Source organism: Burkholderia sp. MSMB0856, assembly GCF_001524645.2.
Taxonomy (GTDB): Bacteria; Pseudomonadota; Gammaproteobacteria; order Burkholderiales; family Burkholderiaceae; genus Burkholderia; species Burkholderia diffusa.
This window is the reverse complement of record NZ_CP013429.1, coordinates 434,114-457,615: the sequence shown is the minus strand read 5'-3', so window position 1 is coordinate 457,615 and position 23,502 is coordinate 434,114. Positions and strand designations below refer to the sequence as shown.

Sequence of the window (23,502 nt, the reverse complement as noted above, 5' to 3'; positions counted from 1 at the left end):
GATTTCCATCACTGTCTGAACGCCACTTCGGGTCGTTCAGAGACGTTCGCGTCGTGCCAGAACCGCCATTCGCGGTCGCGTGCCAATCCTGACGTCGGGATGAACGCGACAGCGAGATAGTCTTTCTGTAAGCCGTCAATAAACGACGCCCTACCAATGGTAGGCAGAAGGTCAGATGCTAAGTGTCCGCGTGGACACATGCACTCAGACCGTGATGACAGAGAAACAGGACCTTCGAAGCAGACTGGTGGTTGGCCGCAGACGGGATGGCCGGCGGGAATTTGATGAAGATGCCGTGCGGGAGCTGGTCGAGTTTTGCCTGAGGCCGGGGGTATCGATCGCCCGGGCGGCCATGGACCATGACGTTAATCCGAACCAGTTGCGTCGCTGGATCTCGCGCCATCAGCAGCATACGCTGCAAACCCCGACGAGGCCGGACCCGCTGGTGATCGACGGCGTATCGATCGACATTCCGGGCACTGCACATCGGGTTCCAATGAGTGAAGCGCGAGCATTCGTTCCTGTCGTCACGACTGCGTCGACTGTGCCTGCCGCTTCCCCAGTATTGCCACCAGCCCCGTCGTTGATGGCGCTCTCGTTACATGTGCGCTTGTCCAATGGTGTCGAATTCGATCTCGGCGAGGCGAGTGTCGATGAGCTGGCCACGGTGATCCAGATGCTCGGGAGGCTGCCGTGTTCCGGTTCGACGAAGGGCTGAAGGTCTACCTGCATCGCGATCCCGTCGACTTCCGCATGGGCATCAACGGGCTGTCGATCCTGGTCGAACAGGCGATGCGCCTGAACTCAATGACCTCGGCGCTGTTCGTCTTCGGCAACCGCCGTCGTGATCGAGTCAAGATCCTCGGCTGGGGCGGCAACGGCTTCTGGTTGCTGCTCAAGCGACTCGAAGCCGACCGCTTCGTCTGGCCGAACGGCGGCGACACGATCACGCTCAGCACTGAGCAGTTGCACTGGCTGCTCGACGGCATCGACCTGGCCGTGATCCAGAAGCATCCCCAGCGATATTACGCGCGGATGAGCTGAACACTACGCAGATGGCATGGTCTAATCGGCCATGCCGAATAGCCCCGTCATGTTGAGCGCGGAGGAATACGAAGCGCTGATTGCCGCGAGCGCCGAACGCGACGCGCTGCGCGGTGAGCTTCGACTCGTGACGGCCCAGCGCGATCTGGCCGAAGAGAAGCTGCGGGCCTACAAGCACGAACTGTTCGGTGCCTCTAGCGAGGCGCGCCATGCCGACCAACTCGGCCTGTTCAACGAAGCTGAAGCATTGGCCACCACTACCGATGCGCCCGCGCGCGAGGACGCGCCCGGCACGTCTGTCGCCGCCCACACGCGAGGCAAGCGCGGACGCAAACCACTCGATCCGAACTTGCCGCGCGAGGTCGTGCGGCACGAACTACCCGAGTCTGAACGATTCTGCGCGCATGATGGCCAGGCTCTCGTCGAGATCGGCGTCGAGACGAGCGAACAGCTTGACGTGATTCCCGAGCAGGTCCGCGTCGTTCAGCACCAGCGCGTCAAGTACGCGTGCCCGTGCTGTGATCTCGGCATCAAGGTCACGCCGGCGCCAGCGCGTATCATCCCGCGCGGGTTGCTCACGGAATCCGCGCTGGCGTGGATCATCACTGGCAAGTACCAGTACGGTATGCCACTGTATCGCCAAGCCACGCTGCTGCGTCGCTTCGGCGGCGACATCTCGTCCAACACGCTGGCCGCCAGCGTGGTGCGGGTGGGACTGGCCACGCAGCCGGTGATCAACCTGATGCGCGACGCGCTGCTCGAGTCGGACCTGATCTACGGCGACGAGACAACGTTCCAGGTGCTGAAGGAACCGGGACGAAGGCCGCAGGCGAAGAGTTACCTGTGGGCGCAGGTCAACGGCTCGGGGCCACCAGTACGGATGTTCTCGTACTCGCCGGGGCGCGGCGCCCAGCATGCGCAGAAGCTCTATGCTGGCGTGCAGCCTGGCACCGTGCTGATGACTGACGGGTACGAGCTCTACAACGGAATCGCCCACGATCACCAGCTCGTGCATCTCGGATGCTGGGCACACGTGCGCCGCAGCTTCATCAAGGCCGAGGAGTCGGTGCCGAAGGCGGCACGCTCGCCGGATCTGCTGGCCACGCGCTTCGTCGTGCTGATCGGCAAGCTGTTCGCGGCCGAGGTGCGCAGCGCGAAGTGGAAGTCTGAACGTCGGCAACGACTGCGCGCTCGGTACAGCGCCCGCGTGCTCGCCATCATCGAGCGCATGCTGGTTGAGCATCTGCCGGGCGTCGTGCCGTCGAGTCTGCTCGGCAAGGCATTGCAGTACATGAGCGGACAGTGGCCCAAGCTGGTCCGATACGTCGGTAACGGCAACTGGCCGATCTCGAACAACCTGTGCGAGAACGCGATCCGGCCGTTCGTCGTCGGCCGCAAGGGCTGGCTGTTCTCCGATACTGTCGCTGGCGCGCAGGCCAGCGCCAACCTGTACTCCCTCGTCGAGACGTGCAAGGCGAACGGCGTCGAGCCGTATCGCTATCTGGTCTGGCTGTTCACCAGGTTGCCGCTCGCCGCAACCGCCGACGACTATGCCGCCCTCATGCCATGGAGCATGCCTGCCACTCCCAACCTCTGATGGGCGTCGTTAAAAGACCGCATACGTCTTTCTTATCACGACAGCACGGTTGCCAGTTCAAACTCAAGTTTCGCACAACGCATGACCGCGACTGCCGGCGGTGCAAGTGCGTCCCGGGCGAGTTAACACAGGTCTTCGCAACGCCGCGACCGGTGACGACTTCATTGCGCGACACTCAAGCCGGTGAATTTGCGGCAGTTTTCCGTTTCCCTGTCGATGCGCATCGGCGAAGTGACGTTTTTACTTCGCAAACGGTGACAACTTTCCTTTGGTCTACGCGAGTTGACGACTTTATCGACAATCTCACCGAGTCGTCACTTCGTCTATGTTCGAAGCAAAGTCGTCAATTCGCGTCGAACACTCCCCCGCACAACCGGAGAGGCACGATTTATATACGATCCTCGGCGCGTGGCTGTTGCAGAGATCGCCCAGCGGCGTGTCAGCGAGATGATCTTTCGTATCAGAGGGGTCACTTTTTGCCAGATTGACGTCTCTCGGCGACACTTTCGTCTGACCGTCGAAGGCTGGGGTAGGGCGGGACTCCGTGAGATTGCAGCAGGCGTGCTGCATTACAGACGTACTCAAAGCTAGGTGATCAGATAGAAAACTAAACTATCCATGAACGCGAAACAAAATTCCAGATTGATTTGGAAATTGCGCTGCAGATACTGGGGCAGAAACTAATAAAAATGACAAAGAATCTGTACTTCCGATCGATCGAGTGGTACCGTCTTTTCTGTATCGCTCCCCCGGGGGGGTCTACGGAAATTCAGTTGATGATGAATTGAAATTAAGCTACCTAGACTCGGACTTTTTTGACGAGGACTTGAAATGAAGAAGATCGTGCTCGCTATTTTTGTCTCCTGCGCAATGAATGCTACCTCATTTGCGGCCAGCACCAACACTGGAGTGCTAACTGTCTCCGCGATAAAGAGCCAAGTAAATGATGGTGCATACTTCCATTATCATTTTTCCGGCGACTTTGGGTCAGCATCAGCATGCAACGACAACAACGGTTGGCCAATAAACTCCAATAATCCGGCAATAAATCAAGTCCTTCAAACAGCCTACGTCACTGGTGTAAGTTTCAAGGCAGGTATAGACAATACTTCGGGATGTGTTGTGACCACGGTGGAACTTCAATCGTAATTCTGCAAGCACTCAACAGCTTTCCCAAACCCACGGGCGCCAGACGGGCAAGGCGTTGTTTTAGCTGAGACATTTCAGGAAGATCGAGTTGTGCGCGTAACGACCTGGGTCGCCAACGACCACATATCTTCAATTTTAAGCTAACGCGGGGAGCCACTCCGATGGGAAATATTATGCATAATTCGACCATATCCACTTGCCTGAAGCTGCCGATCTTGGTGATAGTGTTCGGGGTATTTCGAATCGCAAACGCGAGTTCTGGAACTGTTGCTTGGTATAATAATACGCCGTTTCCTTATCACATTACTCTAAAAAGTAGCTCCGGCTGCGTTACGAGCGCGGGCGCGGCCAGCTTTAGAGTTTTACCTCGAGAGAGTTACGTATCCAATATATCGGTGGACAGAAATTGTGCCGAGGGATACGAAATTAACATATCGTGGAATTTTGACCAGGCCATGGGGCGCGGACGAAAGGCCACTGGAAAAATCAGCTATAACGAGTACCTAAGTAACACCTCCGCCTTGATGGGAAAAGTCACCATCGCGTTATCCCCGAGCCCGTCCCCTGATGCGATTCGTGCCCTTTGCGGCCCCATCAACCTGCCATGCGGAAAACGTGCCGTAAATGTAGGCAAAACCCAGGTCAACATTACCGCTATACCAATAGCAGAAGAGATTGCGTTAACGCGAGTGGGGGGCACGATAGTAATGTTGCGATCGGAGACTGAAACTGACCAAACAGCCGACGCGCAGCCACGAACACATCCCAGCGCGGCGCTTCCGCGTTAGTGCCTTCTGTCTGTATAGTAAATCCGCCGCCGAAGTGACATCTTTGCTTCGCAAAGGATGACAACCTTGCTTTGGTCTCCGGCAGTTGGGACTGCCCGCACCGCGAACCTAAACCCCCACTGAGTTCAAGGCGCCGCGTGTGAAAGACCGCTACGGTAAAATCGGCATCCACGTCGCTGAGCATCTAACAGTGCTTCCGCCGCGCGAGACACTGCAGGCCAAATTGCACCAGTCGACCGCTGCTGCTCTAGCGAGGCTCGAGGAAAGACGCGAAACTTGAATCCGCTAAAGTTTTTGTGAGCGATACCGTTTACGTTGTAGCGGTCTTCGCAAACATAAATGTAAAGAGGCGCTACTTATGAAATATATGATGGCATGCGCGAGTCTCGCGTTCGCTTGCTTTTCTTCTATCGCTCAGGCGCAGGTAATTCACGACCTTCCCGTATCGGGTGTCACACTCGTAAAAGAGCAGGCGGGAAGCGGACGCGTAACTGGCATTCTCACGAACACTTCGGGACGCAAATTGGAATCCGTCGTCGTCCAATTTGCGATTTTGGATGGTGAGGGTACGCAAATCGCGACGGCGCAAGATGCCGCCATGGGCGTCGCACAGGGCGGCAAATGGCGGTTTGCAGCCCCCTACATCACGTCGACTGGGAATGTCGCGTCGGCGAAGCTCGGAAACATTATGGCAGTGCCAGCCCAGTAAACGGGCGCGCTACGCCCTGGACGCGCTCTCTGGCCCATTAGCAGGAGCGCGGCCGACCTCGCCGAGCTCGAGCGAAAGCGCGTGGAGCTGGGATTGTGGAAAGGCAAAGGCGAGCAGTGGCGCCTTCGCCAGGACGAGTTCCCTAGCGACGATCAGAGGGTCGCACTCCGCAGGGTGGTCGACGAACCGGCGGTGTCGAGTCAGAAGCGCGCCGCCGATAAGAAGCGGAAGGCCGAGAAGCGGCAGCGTAAGACCCAAGCCGCCTCGAAGCGGCACAACCGCAAGAAGAAGTAGGTTAGCCTTGTTATCACGATGACATGATTGCCGCTTCAAACTGGCGATCTACCCAACGCGTGAGCACGACGGCCTTGGAGAAAGAACGCGCGGCCCGTGTCAAAGCCGAGCAAGAGTCGACGGTCGCAGTCACGAAATCGGACGCTGCGCGCGAAGCGCAAACCACACTCGAGCGCACGCTCGAAGAGTCCCGTCAACATGGTCGAGAGAGGGAGGCCGAGTTGGTCGACGTGAGGTCGGAGCTGAAAGAGGCTCGAGCCGCTATCGAGCTCTTGCGGAGTGAGCAACGTGTCGCTCTCGGTCGGCCGCGGGCGCGCGCGTCGTTGTCCGCGACGCGCGTCGATCGAAAGTCAACGGAGGGAAGGAAGTAGCCGCGAAGTTGAGATGTCTATTCTCGAAGGTGAGGATGTCACCAAAATTCAACGCCTCTAGCATCAGCTCGGTTGTACGCCGCTTCGTGAAAATCCTGCAGGTCAAACGCCCGGCGACGCGTGTCCAACGCGCAGATGGCCGCAGCCTCGACAACAAATCGAGCGGGTGCAAATCGATCTGGATCTATCGGGTTGCGGCGCACCCATCCGTGCACGCCCCACGCGTCGATCAGACCTCTATTAGCGAGCAGCCGGTCGAACGCATCGACTCGTTCGAGGAAGCAAGCCCGCGTGTTTTCGTCCGAGAAGACATCGGTCGCGACGGTCGCGAGAGCTAGCTCGTAAGGTCCGGGATCAGCTCCATAGAACGAAATCAGCATTTCGCGTATGTCCGAAACTTTGCGAGCGTCGACCAACACCTCGCCATCGTAGATTGCGCCGGCCAACTCGAAGGCCGTACAGAACAAGCGTGGCATCAACAAAGGGACGATCACGATGGCCTCCGGTGCCGTGTCGAGTACGGTATAGGCGAGCCAGCTTCGTTCTGCAAGAGCACACTATTTTTGGATCGGGCCTGTGCATATCCTGCGTACTGAGTGGTTGGCCGAAGGTGCCGGCCGCTGGAGGCGCGAGGAACGGGGACATATGCGGTGCAACGCTCGTTTTGCCACACTGGGCAGTTGTGTCGACGTAGAAACCGTTCCGAGATCGGTGCCTGCGGACGAGCGATATTGAGCGCATGGCTGGCAATCGGTGAACAATCGTTAAACGATGCCGACGAACGAACCTGCTCTGCTACGATGCAGAGAAGTTTCGAGAGCGTGCTCATCGCTTTTGCTCGCTTGGCGATGGGCAACCGAACCTCCCGAAGCCCAGAGGGCTGTCACGAGGGCCATAGTGGCGGCCCTCGTTTCACGGCAAGCCTCATGCCTGCGTATTTCAAACGCTACGATTGATTCGCTCTCGACTCGATAAATTCGAGATAAGCGTGCGCGACGCCCGGTTAGAATCGCTGCCTCTACCCATGAGCACGGTACCGATTGACAGATCGGCGTGACCATCTGAAACGCGTATGGCCATCGAACCCGAGGATCTTCTACCGTATTTTGAGCGTGAGCTGGGTCTGCTGCGCCGCTCGACACGCGCATTCGCCGAGCTTTACCCCAAAATCGCGGCTCGTCTTGCGATGTCCGGTGAGCACTCGGATGACCCACACGTCGAACGGCTGCTGCAATCGTTCGCGTTGATGTGCGCTCGGCACGACATCCGACTCGAAGATGAGGTGCCGGAGTTTACTCACGCGTTGATTGACACAATCCACGGGGCGTTCCTGCGGCCGTTTCCATCTTGTGCGATGGCCCAATTCCGCGTGGATCGAGACAGCAAGCAGACCGAGCCGCGAATAGTTCCACGCGGCACCCAATTGGTGGCGCCGAATAGCCGCTTAGTGTTCCGCACTGCCGCCGACGTCACGTTGGTGCCGTTGACCGTTTCCGCTGTACGTTACGCGACGTCGACCGTCGCGCCGATGCAAACGACACTGCCGTCCGACACGACGGGGATTTTGTCTTTCACCCTTGAGCTCACGGCACCGTCGGCCCAGTTCTCCATCGCACCCGATATGCTGCGGATACATTTGGCGGGGGAGAGGGAGGTGGTGGCTGCGCTCGCCGACGGCGTGCTGATGCACGCCACGCGTGCCTTCGTTGAACTGGACGGCAGCGGGCGCTGGCGTCGGGTGGACATGCCGCTGGCGGCCGCAGGTTTCGACGATGCCGACGCGCTGCTTCCGCCGCCTCGCGACAACACGACTGCTCCGTTTCATTTGTTGATGGAGTACGGCGCGTTCCCCGCTCGATTTGACAACCTCGATCTGGACTTGGCGCGGTTGAAACGGTTGGCGGGCGGTGCGCGCCGGATCACGTTGCATTTGGCCCTTGCCGGCGTCCACCCCGACTCACGTCGCGCCCAACGATTGATTGCAGCGTCGGCCGACAATCTCCGGCTGTTTTGCACACCAGTAGTCAACTTGTTCTCGAGCAATGCGGAGCCAATCGAAACGAAGGCTGGGCAAGCGTACTATGCGCTGAAACCGTTTTCGCTGAAGAGCGCAGCCACGACCGAGATCTGGTCAGTTGATCAGGTCCGCATCACGACCGCCCAGGGTGCCGCACTTCTGCCGCCCTTCGAATCCTTGCAGCATGCGCTTGGCGCAGCTCCAGGCCCGTATTGGATCGTTTTGCGGGACGAAGCCCGGCGCGCGCCGAAGCCACCTTCCGAGCCCGGCAAGCCGGGACAGGAAGCGCTGCACAGACATGCAACTGGAGCGCGCGCAGCCGGATTGCGTGGCTTGGAACTCGCGCTTGTGAACGCCCGCGGCGAGCCGGTTGATCCGGCCGCGCTGCGCCAGCTCGACATCGTGCTGTCTTGCACAAATGGCAACCTGGCGGACATGCGCGAGCGCCGGTTAGCCGTGCGCGATGGGGACTCGGGTGACGAGATCGAGTTGTTGGCTCAGCCCAGTGCAAGTACCGCGCCGATTCTTCGCCGCGGCGACCTGTGGGAATTGCTGTCGTGGCTGGTTCCGCAGGCAGCGCGGCTAAACGCCGACGGGCTCAATGAGTTCAAGCGCTTGTGCACCCGCTTCGGCATGTCCGCGCCCGACGCCGGCCGGCGATTCGACGCGCTCGTGTCGCTCTCGACTGCGCGGGTGCGGCGCTGGATGCCAGGCAAGCCGGCTTCAGCGTTCGTCCAAGGATTGGAGGTCCGGCTCGTGATCGACGAGCAGCGTTTCGTCCAATTCAGTCTCGCCGGATTGGCGCGCGTGATGGATCGACTATTTTCCCCGTACGTTCCAGTCACCAGCTTCGTGCAAATCGTATTGGTCTCGGCAGAAACCGGTGCGGTACTGCGACGCGGTGAACCCTGCGCCGGTTCCCAACCGCTTATTTGATTGGCGGGTGGAAAAGGTATCAGCAGGGAAATTGCAAAGGAATTTCAGGTATCTTTCGCTGGCAAACGTTTTGTCCTACAGTAGCGGGGCCTCAAGCTGGTGAGCCAATTGGGGACAGAACCTGAGACGAAAATAAAGGGAATTCAAATGAGTTTCGCCCCGAATGGCGGTATTCCGGCCGGTTCCGGCGGAAATCTGTTGGGCTCGCTGAGCGCGCTTGGCGGCCTTGCCGGGCCAGTCGCATCCACGGTGGCAGGCCAGATTGGCCCGCTCGCCGGCGTTGCAAGTCATATTGACACCGTGCAACGCGCGGTTCAGCTGGCGCAGACCGGTTTTTCGCTGATGAACAAAACGCCGGCCGCGATTGCGGACGCGCTCAACAATGCGGCCGGTGGCGTTGCTCGGCTGACTCAGCTAAATCGATACGTGACCATCGACTCGCCGCTCGGTCCGGACGTGCTGCTGGTCAGCACCGCGGTCATCGATGAACATGTCAATCGGTTGCCAGAGATTCACCTCGATTTGCTGTCACACCAGCATGACCTGGTGCCTGATCAGCTGATCGGGCAACCGATCAAGATTCGATTCGACCAGAGCGCGCGGCAGTCCACGCTTGAGCGCATCGTCTCGTCGGGCGGAGCCGACGGCATCCGTTACTTCGACGGCTACGTCACGTCGTTCGACCGGGCGGGTAACCCGGGCAAGGTGACGCAATATCAAATGACGGTGGCGCCGTGGTTCTGGTTTTTGACGCGCTCGACCGACTGCCGGATCTTCCAAAACAAGACCGCTCAGGACATCCTCACTGAGATTTTCCAGGATCACGGGTTCACCGATTTCGAATTCGACATCCGGACCGCGCAGAAGCCGCTCGAATACATCGTGATGTACCAGGAGTCCTATTACAACTTCTGTGCGCGTCTGATGGAGCAGGAAGGCCTGATCTGGACGCACCGCTACGAGAAGGAAAAGCACTTCCTTGTCATCGGCGATACGAATTTCGTTTTCCGCCCGATCGACGGGTTGGCCAGTTTGCCGTATGCCGCCACCGCAGCGAGTGAAGACAACGGTATTGACCAGTTGCATGAAGGCCGGCGTTTCGGCGTCGGCAAGATCGCTTTTCGCGACTTCAATCACCAGAACCCGTCGTCGCCGCTGATGCTGGCGCAGGCCGAGCCGGAGAATCTCCGGCATGCGGGGCTCGAGACAACGGAGCGTTTCGAACACCAGTCGTTGTTCGACCACGGCGATGACGGCGACCGTTACGCACGCATCGCGATGCAAGCAGAAGAAGCGAGCGCGCATCGGTATACGGGCAGCGGCTATGCGTGGCGGATGACCGCTGCAGGCAGCGTGACGGTGACCAACCATCCAGTGATGGCCAACAATCAGGAATACGCCATCCTGCACGTTCGTCATGAGGCCGTGAACGACTACACGGAACACAACGCGAAACTGCCGTACCGCAATACATTTTCCCTGCTCCCGAAGAAGTTTCCGTATCGTTCACCCAGGCATACACCAAAGCCCGTCATTCACGGCACGCAGTCGGCAATCGTGGTCGGCCCAAAGGGCGAAGAAATTCACACGAACGGCAGTGCCGTGAAGGTGCACTTCCTGTGGGATCGCCGCGGCAAGCTGGACGGATCGGATTCGATGTGGATCCGTGTGTCCCAACCTTGGGCGGGCGACGGGTGGGGGGCGGCCGCCATCCCACGGATCAATCAGGAGGTCTTGGTCGCGTTTAATCAAGGGGACCCCGACAATCCGGTCATCGTGGGCCGCGTCTACAACGGCGAGCAGGGCAACCCTTATCACGGGGCTGCCGGGCAGACGATGGGGATCAAGAGCCAGACGCACAAGGGCGCCGGCTCCAACGAACTGCGGTTCTCCGACGTGAACGGCGCGCAAGAAGTCTTTCTGCACGCGCAGAAGGATATGAACACGGTCATCAAGGATTCGGAAACGCATACGGTCGAAGCCGGCGGGCGCACGGTGTCGCTCCTCAAGGGCAGCGAGACGAAGCAGATCGCGCAGGGCGGACTGAAGGAAACCATCGCGCTGACGCGCGACACCACGGCGAACGTGATCAATACGAAGGCCATCGCAAGCAAGGCCGGGCCCGGCATGCAAAGCCATCAGGCGAGCGACGGCATCGAGCATCGTGTCGGCGATGGCGTCGTGACGATGACGCCGGACAGCATCAAGCTGACCTTCGGTCCGTCAACGATCGTCATCAACGCAAACGGCATCTATCTCGACGGGCCGGTCATCCATCTGAATCGCGGCAGTGCGCAATCCGCGGAACAGGCGCTCGCGCTCGAGTGGGCGGCAGAGCAAGCGACGATCGCGAAGGGGCTGGCGAGCCCCGATCCGGCGACGCGCGCTGCCGCGGCCAAGCTGGCGAACTCGCTGAAGGCGCAGCAACTGGCGAAACTCGCGGATCACGTGTATCACCCGAACGATCCGCCGCCGACCGGGTGGAAGATGGCGACCAACGATCCGGAAGCGTTGAAGGCTTTCGGGCTCAAGCCGAGCGACTTCGAGAAAAGCGGTAGCAACTTCGGGTCGCAGATGTATATCCCGGATCCGAATGTCTTCGGCGACAGCATGAAGCCGACGGTCGCGTTCAAGGGAACCCAGCAGCTCTTCGGCGAAGACATGAGCAACAACATGGCACAAGGGCTCGGCGCCGATGCGCCGTATTACCGCAATGCGGTCACGATCGGCAAGAACATCGAGACCACGGGCGCGTCGGCCGGCGTCGATTTCACCGGGCATTCGCTCGGCGGTGGCCTGGCGTCTGCTGCAGCCGAGGCCAGCGGCGGTTCGGCGGTGACCTTCAATGCTGCCGGCCTCAATCCGGAGACCGTCGCACAATACGGCGGGACCGCCCAGCCGGCCAACATCACGGCCTACCGCGTCGACGGCGATATCCTGACCGGCCTGCAGGAAGGCCGACTCGGGCCGATCAGCGACGGTACGGCGGCGCTGATGCCCAAGGCTGTTGGTAGCCCCGTCACGCTCGATGGTGAGAGCGTGACCACGGTCGGCCGTCACCTGATGGGTGACGTGACGAACGGGATCAACCAGCAGGTCGCGAAGGATCAACTCGACCTGGTCTCCCAACTGAATTCATCTCACTGATGCGATACAAAAAAGCGATAACCGCCGGCGCGATTGCCGCACTCGTTGGAGTGTCCTCGCCGCTCTGGTGGCCCACTCAAGCCCAAGGGACGAACATGACTGGCTTCAAGCGTTACGCACCGGAAGATTTCTTTTCGGGGCAGCAACTCACGTTGGCTCAGGCCATTCATGACGGCGATCTCACTCGCGTTCAGCAGCTCGCGCCTAAGACTGATCTGAATGCGCCGGGCGCGAAGAACACGACGCTGCTGTCGTATGCAGTGCAGGAAATCGTCCCGGTTAAGAACGACGCGTCAAATCCGCGCTTCCAGATAATTTCGGTGCTCGTGAAGAACGGCGCAGATCCCAAGGCACCGGTCGGTGCCAGCGGCGGATCGGTAGTCGATGTCGCATTGCGGGCCGATACGCCCAACCTCCTGCGCGTGCTGTTGAACAGCGGGCTCGATCCCAACTGGCAATACAACGGTGACACGCCGATGATTTTTGCAGTTGCAGAGAACCGGCTGCTGCCCCAGCTGAAGCTGCTGGTTGAGCACAAGGCGAACGTGAATGCTCGTGATTCGCTCGGAAAGACGGCACTCTTCGAGGCGACGATGATTCAGCAGTGGGACGTCGTCGACTACCTCCTCTCGCACGGCGCGGATCCGAAGATTGCCAGCCAGCTCGGCGTGTCGTACGGGTGGGTGCTGCGAAACGAGCTAAAGAACCATACGGCTGCGGATTCCGCAGCGCGTACGCGCATCGAAGATATCCGCCGAAAGATCGTAACGGCCGGCGCGCCGTGGCCGCCGCTCGATCCGAAGGCGCAACGTGCAGCGATGCGCGCGCGCGGCGAGAAGGTCGTGACGCCGGCCGGCCAGACGGATTGAACGCACGCGTGACGGTTGAAGCGTCGTGCAATGGATTTGGGAAATGATGAACGTTTTTGATTCGACGCCGCGTATCAGGCGGGAGACGGTCCTCGGCGTATCCGGGGCGCTGTACGTCCTCTCGTTGACGATGCCGGCGATGCATTTCGAAAAGGAAGCGTCGCTCAGCGGGCTGTCGGTTCTCGCCCAGGGCTGGTTGGGACTGTTCATGCTCAATCCAGCATGGCTGGCCAATCCGCTCTACGTGGCCGCGGCCGTTCAGCTCGCTCGGAGCCGATATACCCGCGCGAGCCAGCTTTCGGTCGCTGCGCTCGCGTGTGCGCTCTGTTCACTGTTCACGACGAAGTGGTACTTCAACGAAGCAGATGCGACGCCGATATCCGGCTACGGCGTTGCGTTTTACGCGTGGCTCGTCGCATATGTCGTATTGCTCGCGGGCAGCTTGCGCTTGCGCCGGGAAAGCGCCGTCGCGCTGCAAGGAAAATGAGTGTGGCGCGAGTGGGCGCTGATTTCCACTCATTCCAACAACTACACATCACGAGAGAACCAGCATGACGGATTCCGAAAACCGTATCCGGATTCACGAAGGCAGCATCGTTCTGCCGAACGGTTTCGAGGATCGCACGACCAACCTGTTCGTGCCGGCCGATACAGCCGCACAGCCGAACCTCAGTGTCGCACGCGACTGGCTCAAGGACGGAGAGACCCTTGCGCCGTATATCGATCGGCAGATCGCGCTGCTCAAATCGAGGCTGCAGGGACACCGGGTGCTTTCGCGCCAGGCTGAACGGCTTGGGCCTGAAACCGATGGAATGCCGGGGGAGCGCATCGACGCTGCCTATCGGAACGGTCCAAAGACCGTCTTTCAACGGCAAGGTGCATTCATCGTTGCCCCGGGACGCGTGCTGATCTTTACCGCATCGAGCGCGAAGAGCTTCGGCGAAACGCTCGACGCATTGTGGCGCAACTGGCTCGACGGCTACCGTCCGGCAGAACGAGAGTCGGCATAACAACATCAGAGGACCAACATCGTGTACGAAGCCGCACGCGTCACTGACCCGATCGATCACACCAGCGCACTTGCGGGCTTTCTGGTCGGCGCCGTGCTGGGCATTGCCCTGATCGCCGCGGTCGCCTTCGCCACATTCACATGCGGATTCGGCGTCGCGTTGCTGGCCGGCATGATGGCCGGTATCGGCGCGCAGGCTCTCCTATCAATAGGAGAGTCGATCGGCAAGATGTTCAGCTCGCAATCCGGCAACATCATTACAGGTTCGCCGGACGTCTACGTCAACTCCCTCTCGGCGGCCTATGCGACGTTGAGCGGCGTGGCATGCAGCAAGCACAATCCCATTCCGCTTGTCGCGCAAGGATCGACGAACATCTTCATCAACGGGCGGCCCGCGGCGCGGAAGGACGACAAGATCACCTGCGGCGCGACGATCGGCGACGGTTCTCACGACACGTTCTTTCACGGCGGCACGCAGACATACCTACCAGTCGAAGACGAAGTGCCGCCGTGGCTGCGGACGGCGACGGAATGGGCGTTCGTGCTGGCGGGGCTGGTCGGCGGCTTGGGTGGATTGTTGAAGCAGGCTGGCGGGCTATCCCGCGCGGTCCTGCCGTGCGCTGCGAAGTTCATCGGCGGGTACGTGCTCGGTGAAGCGTTCGGGCGGTACGTTGCCGCGCCGGCGATCAACAAGGCGCTCGGCGGGATGTTTGGCAACCCGGTCGACGTCACGACCGGAAGAAAAATCCTGTTGGCCGAATCGGAAACTGACTTCGTGATCCCGAGCCCGATGCCGGTCGCGATCAAGCGGTTCTATTCGAGCAGCATCGGCTATGCGGGGACGCTTGGCCGTGGCTGGGTAGCGCCGTGGGAGCTTCGTCTGCATGCCCGCGACGGGCGGCTTTGGTACACCGACGCGCAAGGGCGCGAGAGCGGATTTCCGTTGCTGCGTGCCGGGCAAGCCGCATTCAGCGAGGCCGAGCAACGCTATCTGACCTGTACGCCCGACGGCCGCTACATCCTGCATGACATTGGCGAGACGTATTACGACTTCGGCCGATACGAGCCTGACTCCGGCCGCATCGCGTGGGTGCGCCGTATCGAGGATCAGGCGGGGCAGTGGTGCCAGTTCCAGCGCGACAGCCGCGGCCGCGTCACCGAGATTCTGACGTGTGGCGGGCTGCAGGCCGTTCTCGACTACGAAGGGGAACACGGCCGCCTTGGTTCGGTCACGCTAGTCCATGGTGACGAACGACGCCTCGCTGTCGCGTACGGGTACGATGAAAACGGTCAATTGGCGTCCGTGACGGATGCGAACGGGGCGGTCGTACGGCGATTTACGTACGTCAATGGCCTGATGGCGAGTCACGTGAACGCACTGGGTTTCACGTCGAGTTACGTGTGGTCGACGAACGAAGGGCAGCCGAGGGTTGTGGCGACGCGCACCAGCGAAGGCGAGGACGCGACGCTCGAGTATGACATCGAAGGCCGCAAGACTCGCGTTCGGTACGCCGATGGTCGAACCGCGCACTGGCGCTTCGACGCGCAGTTTCAGATTGTCGAGTACACCGACTTCGACGGTGGACTCCACCGGATCAGGTACAACGACGCCGGCATGCCGGTGATGCTGATACTGCCGGGTGAGCGCACGGTCGAGTTCGAGTACGACGACGCGGGCCGGATCGTCGCCGAGACTGATCCGCTGGGCCGTACGACTCGGACTCGTTACGACGGCAACAGCATGCGGCCCGTGGAAGTTGTCGGGGCCGACGGCGGCGCCTGGCGCGCGGAATACGATCCACAAGGCCGGCTACTGTCGACCAAGGATCCGCTTGGCCACGAGAATCGCTACGAGTATCCGAAGGGATTGAGTGCGTTGCCGATCGCATATATCGACGCGCGTGGCGGACGTAAGACGCTCGAGTGGAATCGTCTCGGAGAATTGGTTGCCTATACGGACTGCTCCGGTAAAACCACGCGCAGCAGTTTCGACGCGTTTGGACTGCCGCTTGCACGGGAGAACGCCCTGGGGCAGCGGGTCGCGTATGACATACGTCCGACCGGCGAGCCACGTCGTATCACGTATCCCGATGGTAGCACGGAGACTTTCGAATACGACGCGGCTGGGCTCGTCGTGCGGCATGTCGGCCTCGGAGGCCGGATGCAGCAGTCACTGCGCAATGCCCGCGGTCAACTTGTCGAAGCGATCGATCCTGCCGGACGACGGACCCGCTATCACTATGACGTAGCGGGGCGCCTGCGCGAACTCCAGCAGGACCACGCACGCTACGTGTTCACGTACAGCGCCGGCGGCCGTCTGTTGACCGAAACGAGGCCCGATGGTGTCCAGCGGCGATTCGAGTATGGCGAAGGCGGAGAATTGCTTGCTGTGGACATCGTGGGCTCGCCGGACCGTCATGCGACGGCGGATCGTCCGATCCGTACAATTCGATTCGAACGCGACCGGATGGGTAACCTGAAGGTCCAGCATACGCCGACCGAGACTACACGTTACGAGCGTAACAAGAATGACCAACTGGTGAAGATCGAGCGTGCACCTACTTCCGCGGGTATCGCACTGGGTATCACGCCGGACGTGGTGCGTTTCGAATACGACAAGGTTGGTCGTCTTGTCGCCGAGCACGGTGCGAATGGCGACGTCGAATACAACCTTGATGAACTGGGCAACGTGATATCGCTCGCGCTACCCAACGACCAGACGCTACAGATGCTGCGCTATGGCTCCGGTCACGTTCACCAGATCCGCTGTGGTGATCAGGTGGTGAGCGACTTCGAGCGTGACGACTTGCATCGCGAGATCGCAAGAACGCAGGGGCGGCTGACTCAGCGTTTTGCCTACGATCCGCTTGGCCGAAGAGTCTGGCAGTCCGCTGGTTTCCAACCGAACGCTCTCGGTCGAGGACGCGGGCAGTTGTGGCGTAACTACGGCTACGACGCAGCGGGCGAACTGATCGAGACCAGCGACTGCCTGCGTGGCAGCACGCAGTACAGCTACGATCCGGCCGGACAGCTGACACGTCGTGTGAACACCATGGATCGCGAGCTCGAGGAATTTGCCTGGGATGCCGCTGGCAATATGCTCGACGGCGCACAGGGCAAGAGTCGCGGATACGTCGAAGGCAATCGTCTGCGGATGTGGCAGGACATCCGCTTCGAATACGATCCGTTCGGCAATCTGGCGACGAAGCTTCGCGGAGCCAACCAGCAGCAGCGCTTCACATACGATGGGCAAGATCGGCTGATCGCGGTGCGCACGCAGGACGCGCGTGGCGTGGTCGAAACGCGCTTCCAGTACGATTCGCTGGGCCGGCGTATTTCGAAGACCGATACCACTTTTGACGTGCGTGGTGTGAAACTGCGCAGCGAGACGAAACGGTTCGTATGGGAAGGCTTGCGCCTCGCGCAGGAAGTGCGCGAGACAGGCGTGAGCAGCTATGTGTACAGCCCTGATGATCCGTACTCACCGGCTGCCCGCGTCGATGCGGTGATCGCGGAGGCCCTGGCCGCGGCCGCGATCGATACGGCGAAGCGCGCGTCGCGGATCTACCACTTCCATACGGATCTGGCAGGGGCGCCGCAAGAGGTCACCGACGAGGCTGGCGAGCTGGCCTGGGCGGGGCAATACACGGCGTGGGGCAAAGTTGAGCCGAGCAAGCAGCAGCTCGCGACCGCGCGGACAGATCAGCCGCTGCGCTATGCCGGTCAGTATGCCGACGAAAGTACGGGGCTACACTACAACACGTTCCGTTTCTATGATCCGGATGTGGGGCGGTTTATCAATCAGGATCCGATTGGGCTATACGGAGGTGGAAACTTATATGCCTATGGCCCGAATTCGCAGCAATGGACCGACCCATGGGGGTGGTGTTCAGTCAAGCTGAGTAACAATATGGAGAAGTCGGGCATAACTCGCCCGGCCAACTCTGCCGCACACCATATCGTTGGCGATACTTCGAAGCAAGCTGCTCCGGCGCGTGCTATTTTGAGCAAATACGGTATTGACGTTGACTCTGAATTGAATGGGGTGTTTTTGCCTAATCGGAATAATGCCGACGATCTTGGCGGTATATTGCATAACGGGAAGCATCCTGACGTTTATTTCCAGAAGGTCAACCAACTCCTGCAAAAGGCAGATCTGGGTGGCAAGGAAGCTGTTCTTGACCAGTTGCAAGCGATAAGAGAAACGCTGCAGAACGCATCCAGAGACACGCCGTGGAAGTCCGTTCTTTCTGAATTGTGAGGCTATATGGGTAATATTTATGGCATTAGGCAGGATGAGGCATTTCAGCCACTCGTCCAAGTCGACGATGACGGTGAAATCGCATATGACAAGAGCGTAGCTATACGAGCAACCGCTTTATGCGGGCAAGGGTTTGGCCAAGATTATGACCCCGTTAAGCTTACGTGGGGCACTTCGCGCAGAAAAAAGACTAGCGACGTTCATACGATGCTATCTCCGTTTCTCGTGTTTAGTGAGAGGGCGCTGGATGTATTGGCGCCGGTACTTCGTGACAGCGGGGAGATATTGCAGGTCGAGGCCCCGATAAAAGACATGTCCGGATTTCATGTAACCCGGGTGATAGAGAATGCTGTCGATATGGATGCATCAAAATTCAAAGTCTATCCTCAGGCGACGGTTTTCAATAAAATATTTCTTCTGAAGAGTCGCATTGAAGGGGCTGATGTATTTCGCCTAAAAGAAAGTCCTGCTACAGTATTTGTATCCGAGCGTTTTAGAGAGCTTGTAGAGCAAAATAAATTAAAAGGGTTCGATTTCGGAGAGGTAATTTCTCAAACTGAGAAGTAGGATTTCGCAACTTCCGGTGACTGGCCGGAGCATTGTGTGGCGGGCCTCGATTTCACTAGAGTAACTTGTGAGAATCATTCGTTGGGGGTTGTCGACTTCTGGGCCTCTATGCGCGGGTAGGCCGACGAAAGGAATTTTGCGGAGCAGCAACGTTGTCACTCGATCAGTTGAAGCGAATGCGAGAGGCTCTTCGTCCATACGGACTGAAGTTGCTGGAATCAGAATGGAAAGGTTGGCACGCGCAGTATCGATTTCGATGTCGCAAGGGACACGAATCAAGCCGATGCGGCTCCTATCTGTTCTACACACTGGTCCAGTGTCCGGCGTGTCGCGTCGACGAGGTACTTCGTCAAATCCATCAGCTCGCGCGCCACGCCGGCGGCCGCTGTCTTTCGGAGCAGTACGCGGGCCGAGGCACACGACTCCAGTTTGTATGTAAGGCAGGGCACGCTTTCGAGAAGACCGCCGAGAATCTGCGAAAAGGCTCTTGGTGCGTGGTCTGCGCGAGGGCGCAACATTCGAAGCGCATGGCCCATCCGGATGGGATGACGCGCATGCGAGCCGCGGCAAAAGCGAGAGGCGGCAAGTGTTTGTCGACCGGTTACACGAAACTGACAGGGCGCTATCGTTTCCGATGTGCTGCTGGGCACGAATGGGAGACTTCCGGTAGTGAGATCGTGCGGGGCGCGTGGTGCCGCATTTGCGCGGACCGAGAGAAGGTGCACGCATATCGTCACAAGGACGGCCTCGCAAGGTTACGTGAACGAGCGAAGAGTCATGGTGGGCTTTGTCTCTCGAAGGTCTACGAGGGCAGCAAAGCCTACTACAGGTTCCGGTGTGGTGCTGATCACGAGTGGGAAACACAAGGCGCGAGAATCTTTCGTGGTGCTTGGTGCCCGGAGTGTCAACGGGACTCGATGCGCTTTGGGATCGAGCACATGCGCCAGCGGGCGACGCAGCTGGGCGGTCGGTGCTTGTCCGAAACATACCGAAACGCGGCGACGCCCCTGAAATGGGAGTGCGAACACGGGCATCGCTGGGAGGCTGCTCCTGGGGCAGTTGTTCGGGGACACTGGTGCCCAGTGTGTAGCCGCGACGCGTCCAGGCTTGGGCTTGATCTGATGAAAGACATTGCGCTTGAGCGTGGTGGGAAGTGCGTCTCAGCGACTTATGTGAATAGCGCAACCAGACTTGAGTGGGAATGCGCCCGAGGCCATCGATGGCTCGCCACGCCGAATACGATTCGACGTGGCCACTGGTGTGCTCGGTGTTATTTCATCAGTATCACGACAACCGAAAGGACTCGCCGCAAGCGGCGACATGAAGCAGTCGGGAGGTGAGCTTTTCAACCGGATGCACGACGCGCCGGCGCATTTCAGCTCAGTGAGACTGTCTTTGGCGGACAATGACGCGATAGGATATGAGCCGTTGCTCAATCGCTCATGACGTACTGTTTTGTTATGCTCTGGTGTGATCGCATGGAATCAGAGACGAACGATGCTCATTCGAGAACAAGGGCGCCTCATCAAGGTGCTTCGGGTCGAGCCACCAAAGCGGCCTTCCATCAGGGCGCGGATGCGCGAATGTGTCATCGGTACGTTTCGTGCCGACGAACCTGTCCCGACTGGGTTACTTGACACTCTGTCCCGCGACGAGCGGAAGCTGCTTGATCGATGGCTCGAAGCCTATCGGGAAAGCAAGGCGCGCGATCGAGTGCGCCCCGTGCTGGCCAGCGCATCCGAACAGCTCGAGAGGCTCGTTGGTGCGCTCGAAGTGGCGGCCGATACGTTGTCGAACGCCGAAGCAGATAAGATTTGGGCCCAGCTTCATGCGATTGCGCGCACGTTGAAGAGAGCGGGGCATCCGCGGCCGCGAGCAGCACGTCGGCCGCCGGCGCCGTTGCCAGGGCAGCAGGACTTCTTTGGTGAATTCGACGAGCTCGAGCGGCTGGCCGAACAATGAACATGCGCCGCTTGATCTTCTCTATGCGAGGCGGACGGGCATAGGTTGGCGGACCGGTCGTCGTCTACAACAACGACATCTGGATCGAAGTGCTTTCGGCGATCGCCTTATCGGCTTCCTTAGCGGGCCGGATCCGCCGAGTTGCAGATTGGGCACGCCCGTTTGGAACTTCAATTTCGGTGATCTGCTGATACTTACGTGCCCAGTCGGCCCCGAGTACATCGGCGGAGAACACGATACCCGGCGCAATCTGAACAAGCTGGCTCATCGGCAGGTCTTCCTAAGCGGACTGAACGTCGAAGTGCGCCGCGGCGTAGCGCGCGCTGCAGTTCCACACTTCGATGCCGTCACGGGTGAACGTAGCCCATCCATCTTTCACGATCATCTCTGCGCGCGGAAATACGTCGCCGTGGCCGTTTGCGGAGGCAGCAAAGATCGTCCGCTCACGACATGTCGCCCAGTATGTCCCGTCGGGCAGAGATGACAACATCGCGCCCAACCGCCTTCCGGCTTACTGTTCGATCAAAAAGCGATCGCGGTTCTTCGCGCTCGCAATCCAATGGGGAGCCTTGCCGCGCCCGCTCCAGGTCGCACCGGTCTTCGGATCTCGATACTTCGGCGCGATCGGCGCGCGGCGGCTCGACGAAATGGTGCGGCGTCGACCGAAAATTTGATCCGGTGTGATGCCGTATTCGGCAACCTGTTCACGGATCGAGGTAATGATGGCGTCGAGTTCGGCAAGTCGAGCCTCTTCCGCTTGCTGTGCCAGTGCGTCTGCCTGTGCTTTAAGTTCGAGATAATTAGACATATTTGGAGCAGGATTCCGTTGTTGGAAAGTAGTGCGGGAAGCAATGCGCACAGCTTCGACGCATTGTTGCGGCTTGTCAAATCGCCGCTACGGCGCAGGTGGAAATACGGCGGGCCGGCATCATTGGCCAATGAGCACTGCAAGCGCTTGGAGGCATTCCGGGAAGCCAAACAATACAGTGGGGATCGCAATGAACACGGCAATGACTATCGTGAGCGGATCTGATTTTTTGACCCCGATCGCGCCTGTGATCAGGAAAACGATAGTCGCGACGACTGTGACGACAACCTTGATAGTGAGTGATGTCATTCTTTCAACCCGGATTGGCTTGTCTTAAAAAAGCAGATGGCGGTGTCGCGGGCCATCTGCAAAAAATCAGTTAGGAGTACGTTTGACATAATTAACATTATCAATACGTTTTGTGTAGGTCCCAAGTTCAGATGTCGCGTTTCCGCTAAATAAAAATGTCGTGTTTTGGCTTGTAGGTTGATCGCCGACACCCCACAGGGAGCGCCGGCGATGAACGCGACTGGGACGATAACGATGACGATGCGTGAAGTGGATCGGCTGAAGGTCATTGAGGCGGTGGCCGAGTGCCGGCTCAAGCCCGGCCAGGCAGCCGACCGGCTGCGTTTGAGCGTGCGGCAGGTTGAGCGCCTCGTGGTGCGCTATCGCGCGGCCGGCGTGGCCGGATTGGTGTCAGGCAAGCGTGGGCGCCCGAGCAATCATCAGTTGCCAGCTGGAAAGGCGCAGCGGGCGCTGGCATTGATCCGCGAGCGCTACGCGGATTTTGGCCCGACGCTGGCGTGCGAGAAGCTGCGCGAATGTCATGGCATTGACCTGGCTGTCGAGACGGTTCGTACGCTGATGAGGGCTTCCGGCCTATGGATTCCACGCAAGCAACGCCCGCCGAAGGTCTACCAACCGCGCAACCGCCGTGCATGCCTGGGCGAACTGATTCAGATCGACGGTAGCGACCACCGTTGGTTCGAGGACCGTGCGCCAGCTTGCACGCTGCTGGTGTTCATCGACGATGCAACCGGACGGTTAATGGCGCTGCATTTCACGGCGACCGAATCGACGTTCAGCTATTTTGAGGCGCTGTCGAAGTATTTGAGTTCGCACGGCAAGCCGGTGGCGTTCTACAGCGACAAGGCCAGCGTCTTTTACGTGAAGAAGCGCTCGGAGACCGCGGGCAAAGGCGTCACGCAGTTTGGCCGAGCGCTGTACGAACTCAATATCGACGCGTTCTGTGCAAACACGAGCCAGGCCAAGGGGCGTGTGGAACGGGCCAACCTGACACTGCAGGACCGGCTCGTCAAAGAGCTTAGATTGCGCGGAATCAGCACATGGGAGGCCGCCAACGCGTATGCACCCTCCTTCATCGCTGATTTCAATCGTCGCTTCGGCAAACCGCCGAAAAGCGATCACGATGCACACCGGCCACTGCGTGCTGATGAGGATCTGAGACAGATCCTGTCGTATCGCGTGCCGCGCAAAGTATCCAACGCGTTGACAGTGCAGTACGACCGCGTGATGTATCTGCTGGCCGATTCGGTGGCCAATCGGAGCCTCGTGCATGAATACGTCGAGGTCGTCGAATATCCGGACGGGATGATCGAAGTACAGGCCAACGGCGCAGTGCTGTCATGTCAGCAATACGATCGCATCACACGCATCGATCAAGGCGCCGAGGTCGAGAACAAGCGGCTGTCCAGCGCACTGGAAGTCGCACGGCGCATCCAGAATATGCGTGACGATCGCCGTGCTTCCGGCTCACCGTCGCGCACCCATTGCGGTGCCGAGGTCCAGGCAAAGAAGGCGCTCATCGGGCTGAAGAAGCAGCGTGCCATCGAGCTTGCTGACCTGAATCAAGCCATTCTTGAAGTAAGCGTCAAAGGAATCAGGGAACGGGGGGCGGCTTCGCTGACGTGCCCCCATCAATAGGGCCAATGGGCTTCTAGCAAAGTCCCT

At 59.5% G+C, this 23,502-nt stretch carries 20 protein-coding genes and 1 pseudogene; 16 read left to right on the top strand and 5 right to left on the bottom strand.

The genetic code is table 11. The features are described 5' to 3' along the window. Positions 1–175 precede the first annotated feature (175 nt). The 7 genes and pseudogenes from WS87_RS30845 to WS87_RS33800 all read left to right on the top strand — a co-directional run bounded on the left by WS87_RS30845 (position 176) and on the right by WS87_RS33800 (position 5,581). Complete coding sequence (locus tag WS87_RS30845; RefSeq protein WP_059531437.1) at positions 176–718, top strand: transposase; 543 nt, start codon at positions 176–178, stop codon at positions 716–718. Then, positions 694–1,044, top strand: a complete 351-nt coding sequence (gene tnpB, locus WS87_RS30840) for an IS66 family insertion sequence element accessory protein TnpB (RefSeq protein ID WP_059531434.1) — start codon at positions 694–696, stop codon at positions 1,042–1,044. The genes WS87_RS30845 and tnpB overlap by 25 nt, the downstream gene beginning before the upstream one ends. A 31-nt stretch (positions 1,045–1,075) precedes the next feature. Next, positions 1,076–2,641 carry an IS66 family transposase gene (gene tnpC, locus WS87_RS30835; RefSeq protein ID WP_059820731.1) on the top strand — a complete coding sequence of 522 codons (1,566 nt, stop codon included), beginning with the start codon at positions 1,076–1,078 and terminating at the stop codon, positions 2,639–2,641. An 831-nt stretch (positions 2,642–3,472) separates the two neighbouring features. Then, on the top strand, positions 3,473–3,790 hold the full coding sequence (locus tag WS87_RS33805) for a hypothetical protein (RefSeq protein WP_159085724.1): 318 nt from the start codon (positions 3,473–3,475) through the stop codon (positions 3,788–3,790). Positions 3,791–4,732: 942 nt separating this feature from the next. Then, positions 4,733–4,858 (top strand): annotated as a pseudogene (locus WS87_RS34370) (PDDEXK nuclease domain-containing protein); the annotation flags it as partial. Between the two features lie 78 nt (positions 4,859–4,936). After that, positions 4,937–5,287, top strand: a complete 351-nt coding sequence (locus tag WS87_RS30825; protein WP_059820540.1) for an FxLYD domain-containing protein — start codon at positions 4,937–4,939, stop codon at positions 5,285–5,287. Between the two features lie 81 nt (positions 5,288–5,368). Then, positions 5,369–5,581, top strand: a complete 213-nt coding sequence (locus tag WS87_RS33800) for a hypothetical protein (RefSeq protein WP_159085723.1) — start codon at positions 5,369–5,371, stop codon at positions 5,579–5,581. Between the two features lie 409 nt (positions 5,582–5,990). On the opposite strand, the gene WS87_RS30815 is transcribed toward WS87_RS33800, so the two are convergent. Then, complete coding sequence (locus WS87_RS30815; RefSeq protein WP_059820542.1) at positions 5,991–6,446, bottom strand: hypothetical protein; 456 nt, start codon at positions 6,444–6,446, stop codon at positions 5,991–5,993. Between the two features lie 578 nt (positions 6,447–7,024). Between WS87_RS30815 and tssF the strand changes: the two genes are divergently transcribed. From tssF to WS87_RS34105, 8 genes are all read left to right on the top strand, one after another. Beyond that, positions 7,025–8,905, top strand: coding sequence for a type VI secretion system baseplate subunit TssF (gene tssF, locus WS87_RS30810; RefSeq protein WP_059820543.1), 1,881 nt, complete (start codon positions 7,025–7,027; stop codon positions 8,903–8,905). 147 nt (positions 8,906–9,052) lie between these two features. Continuing rightward, positions 9,053–12,052, top strand: a complete 3,000-nt coding sequence (locus tag WS87_RS30805; RefSeq protein WP_059820544.1) for a type VI secretion system Vgr family protein — start codon at positions 9,053–9,055, stop codon at positions 12,050–12,052. Further along, positions 12,052–12,921 (top strand): ankyrin repeat domain-containing protein, encoded by an 870-nt coding sequence (locus WS87_RS30800; protein WP_059820545.1) that lies wholly within the window; start codon positions 12,052–12,054, stop codon positions 12,919–12,921. Before WS87_RS30805 ends, WS87_RS30800 begins: the two co-directional genes overlap by 1 nt. A 43-nt stretch (positions 12,922–12,964) precedes the next feature. Then, entirely contained in the window at positions 12,965–13,408 is a 444-nt protein-coding gene (locus WS87_RS30795) for a hypothetical protein (protein WP_059820546.1), read from the top strand. Between the two features lie 64 nt (positions 13,409–13,472). Continuing rightward, a complete protein-coding gene (locus WS87_RS30790) occupies positions 13,473–13,931 on the top strand; it encodes a DUF1795 domain-containing protein (protein WP_059820547.1) in 459 nt (152 codons plus the stop codon). Between the two features lie 21 nt (positions 13,932–13,952). After that, a complete protein-coding gene (locus WS87_RS30785; protein ID WP_059820548.1) occupies positions 13,953–18,191 on the top strand; it encodes an RHS repeat-associated core domain-containing protein in 4,239 nt (1,412 codons plus the stop codon). 6 nt (positions 18,192–18,197) lie between these two features. Beyond that, positions 18,198–18,758 (top strand): imm11 family protein, encoded by a 561-nt coding sequence (locus WS87_RS30780; protein ID WP_082750749.1) that lies wholly within the window; start codon positions 18,198–18,200, stop codon positions 18,756–18,758. Positions 18,759–20,255: 1,497 nt separating this feature from the next. Further along, a complete protein-coding gene (locus WS87_RS34105; RefSeq protein ID WP_179952358.1) occupies positions 20,256–20,720 on the top strand; it encodes a hypothetical protein in 465 nt (154 codons plus the stop codon). Between the two features lie 64 nt (positions 20,721–20,784). Here WS87_RS34105 and WS87_RS30765 read toward each other — a convergent pair whose 3' ends face one another. The 4 genes from WS87_RS30765 to WS87_RS30750 all read right to left on the bottom strand — a co-directional run bounded on the left by WS87_RS30765 (position 20,785) and on the right by WS87_RS30750 (position 21,837). Continuing rightward, entirely contained in the window at positions 20,785–20,988 is a 204-nt protein-coding gene (locus WS87_RS30765; RefSeq protein ID WP_059820550.1) for a hypothetical protein, read from the bottom strand. 12 nt (positions 20,989–21,000) lie between these two features. Then, entirely contained in the window at positions 21,001–21,210 is a 210-nt protein-coding gene (locus WS87_RS34365; RefSeq protein WP_059820551.1) for a hypothetical protein, read from the bottom strand. A gap of 21 nt (positions 21,211–21,231) precedes the next feature. Continuing rightward, positions 21,232–21,528: an H-NS histone family protein gene (locus WS87_RS30755; RefSeq protein ID WP_059820552.1), complete on the bottom strand. Its 297-nt coding sequence runs from the start codon at positions 21,526–21,528 to the stop codon at positions 21,232–21,234. 120 nt (positions 21,529–21,648) lie between these two features. Further along, the gene (locus WS87_RS30750; RefSeq protein ID WP_059820553.1) at positions 21,649–21,837 is read right to left on the bottom strand and encodes a hypothetical protein; all 189 of its coding nucleotides are present in this window, start codon (positions 21,835–21,837) and stop codon (positions 21,649–21,651) included. A 210-nt stretch (positions 21,838–22,047) separates the two neighbouring features. On the opposite strand from WS87_RS30750, the gene WS87_RS30745 reads away from it, so the two are divergent. After that, positions 22,048–23,475: an ISNCY family transposase gene (locus tag WS87_RS30745; protein WP_107938256.1), complete on the top strand. Its 1,428-nt coding sequence runs from the start codon at positions 22,048–22,050 to the stop codon at positions 23,473–23,475. Positions 23,476–23,502 lie beyond the last annotated feature (27 nt).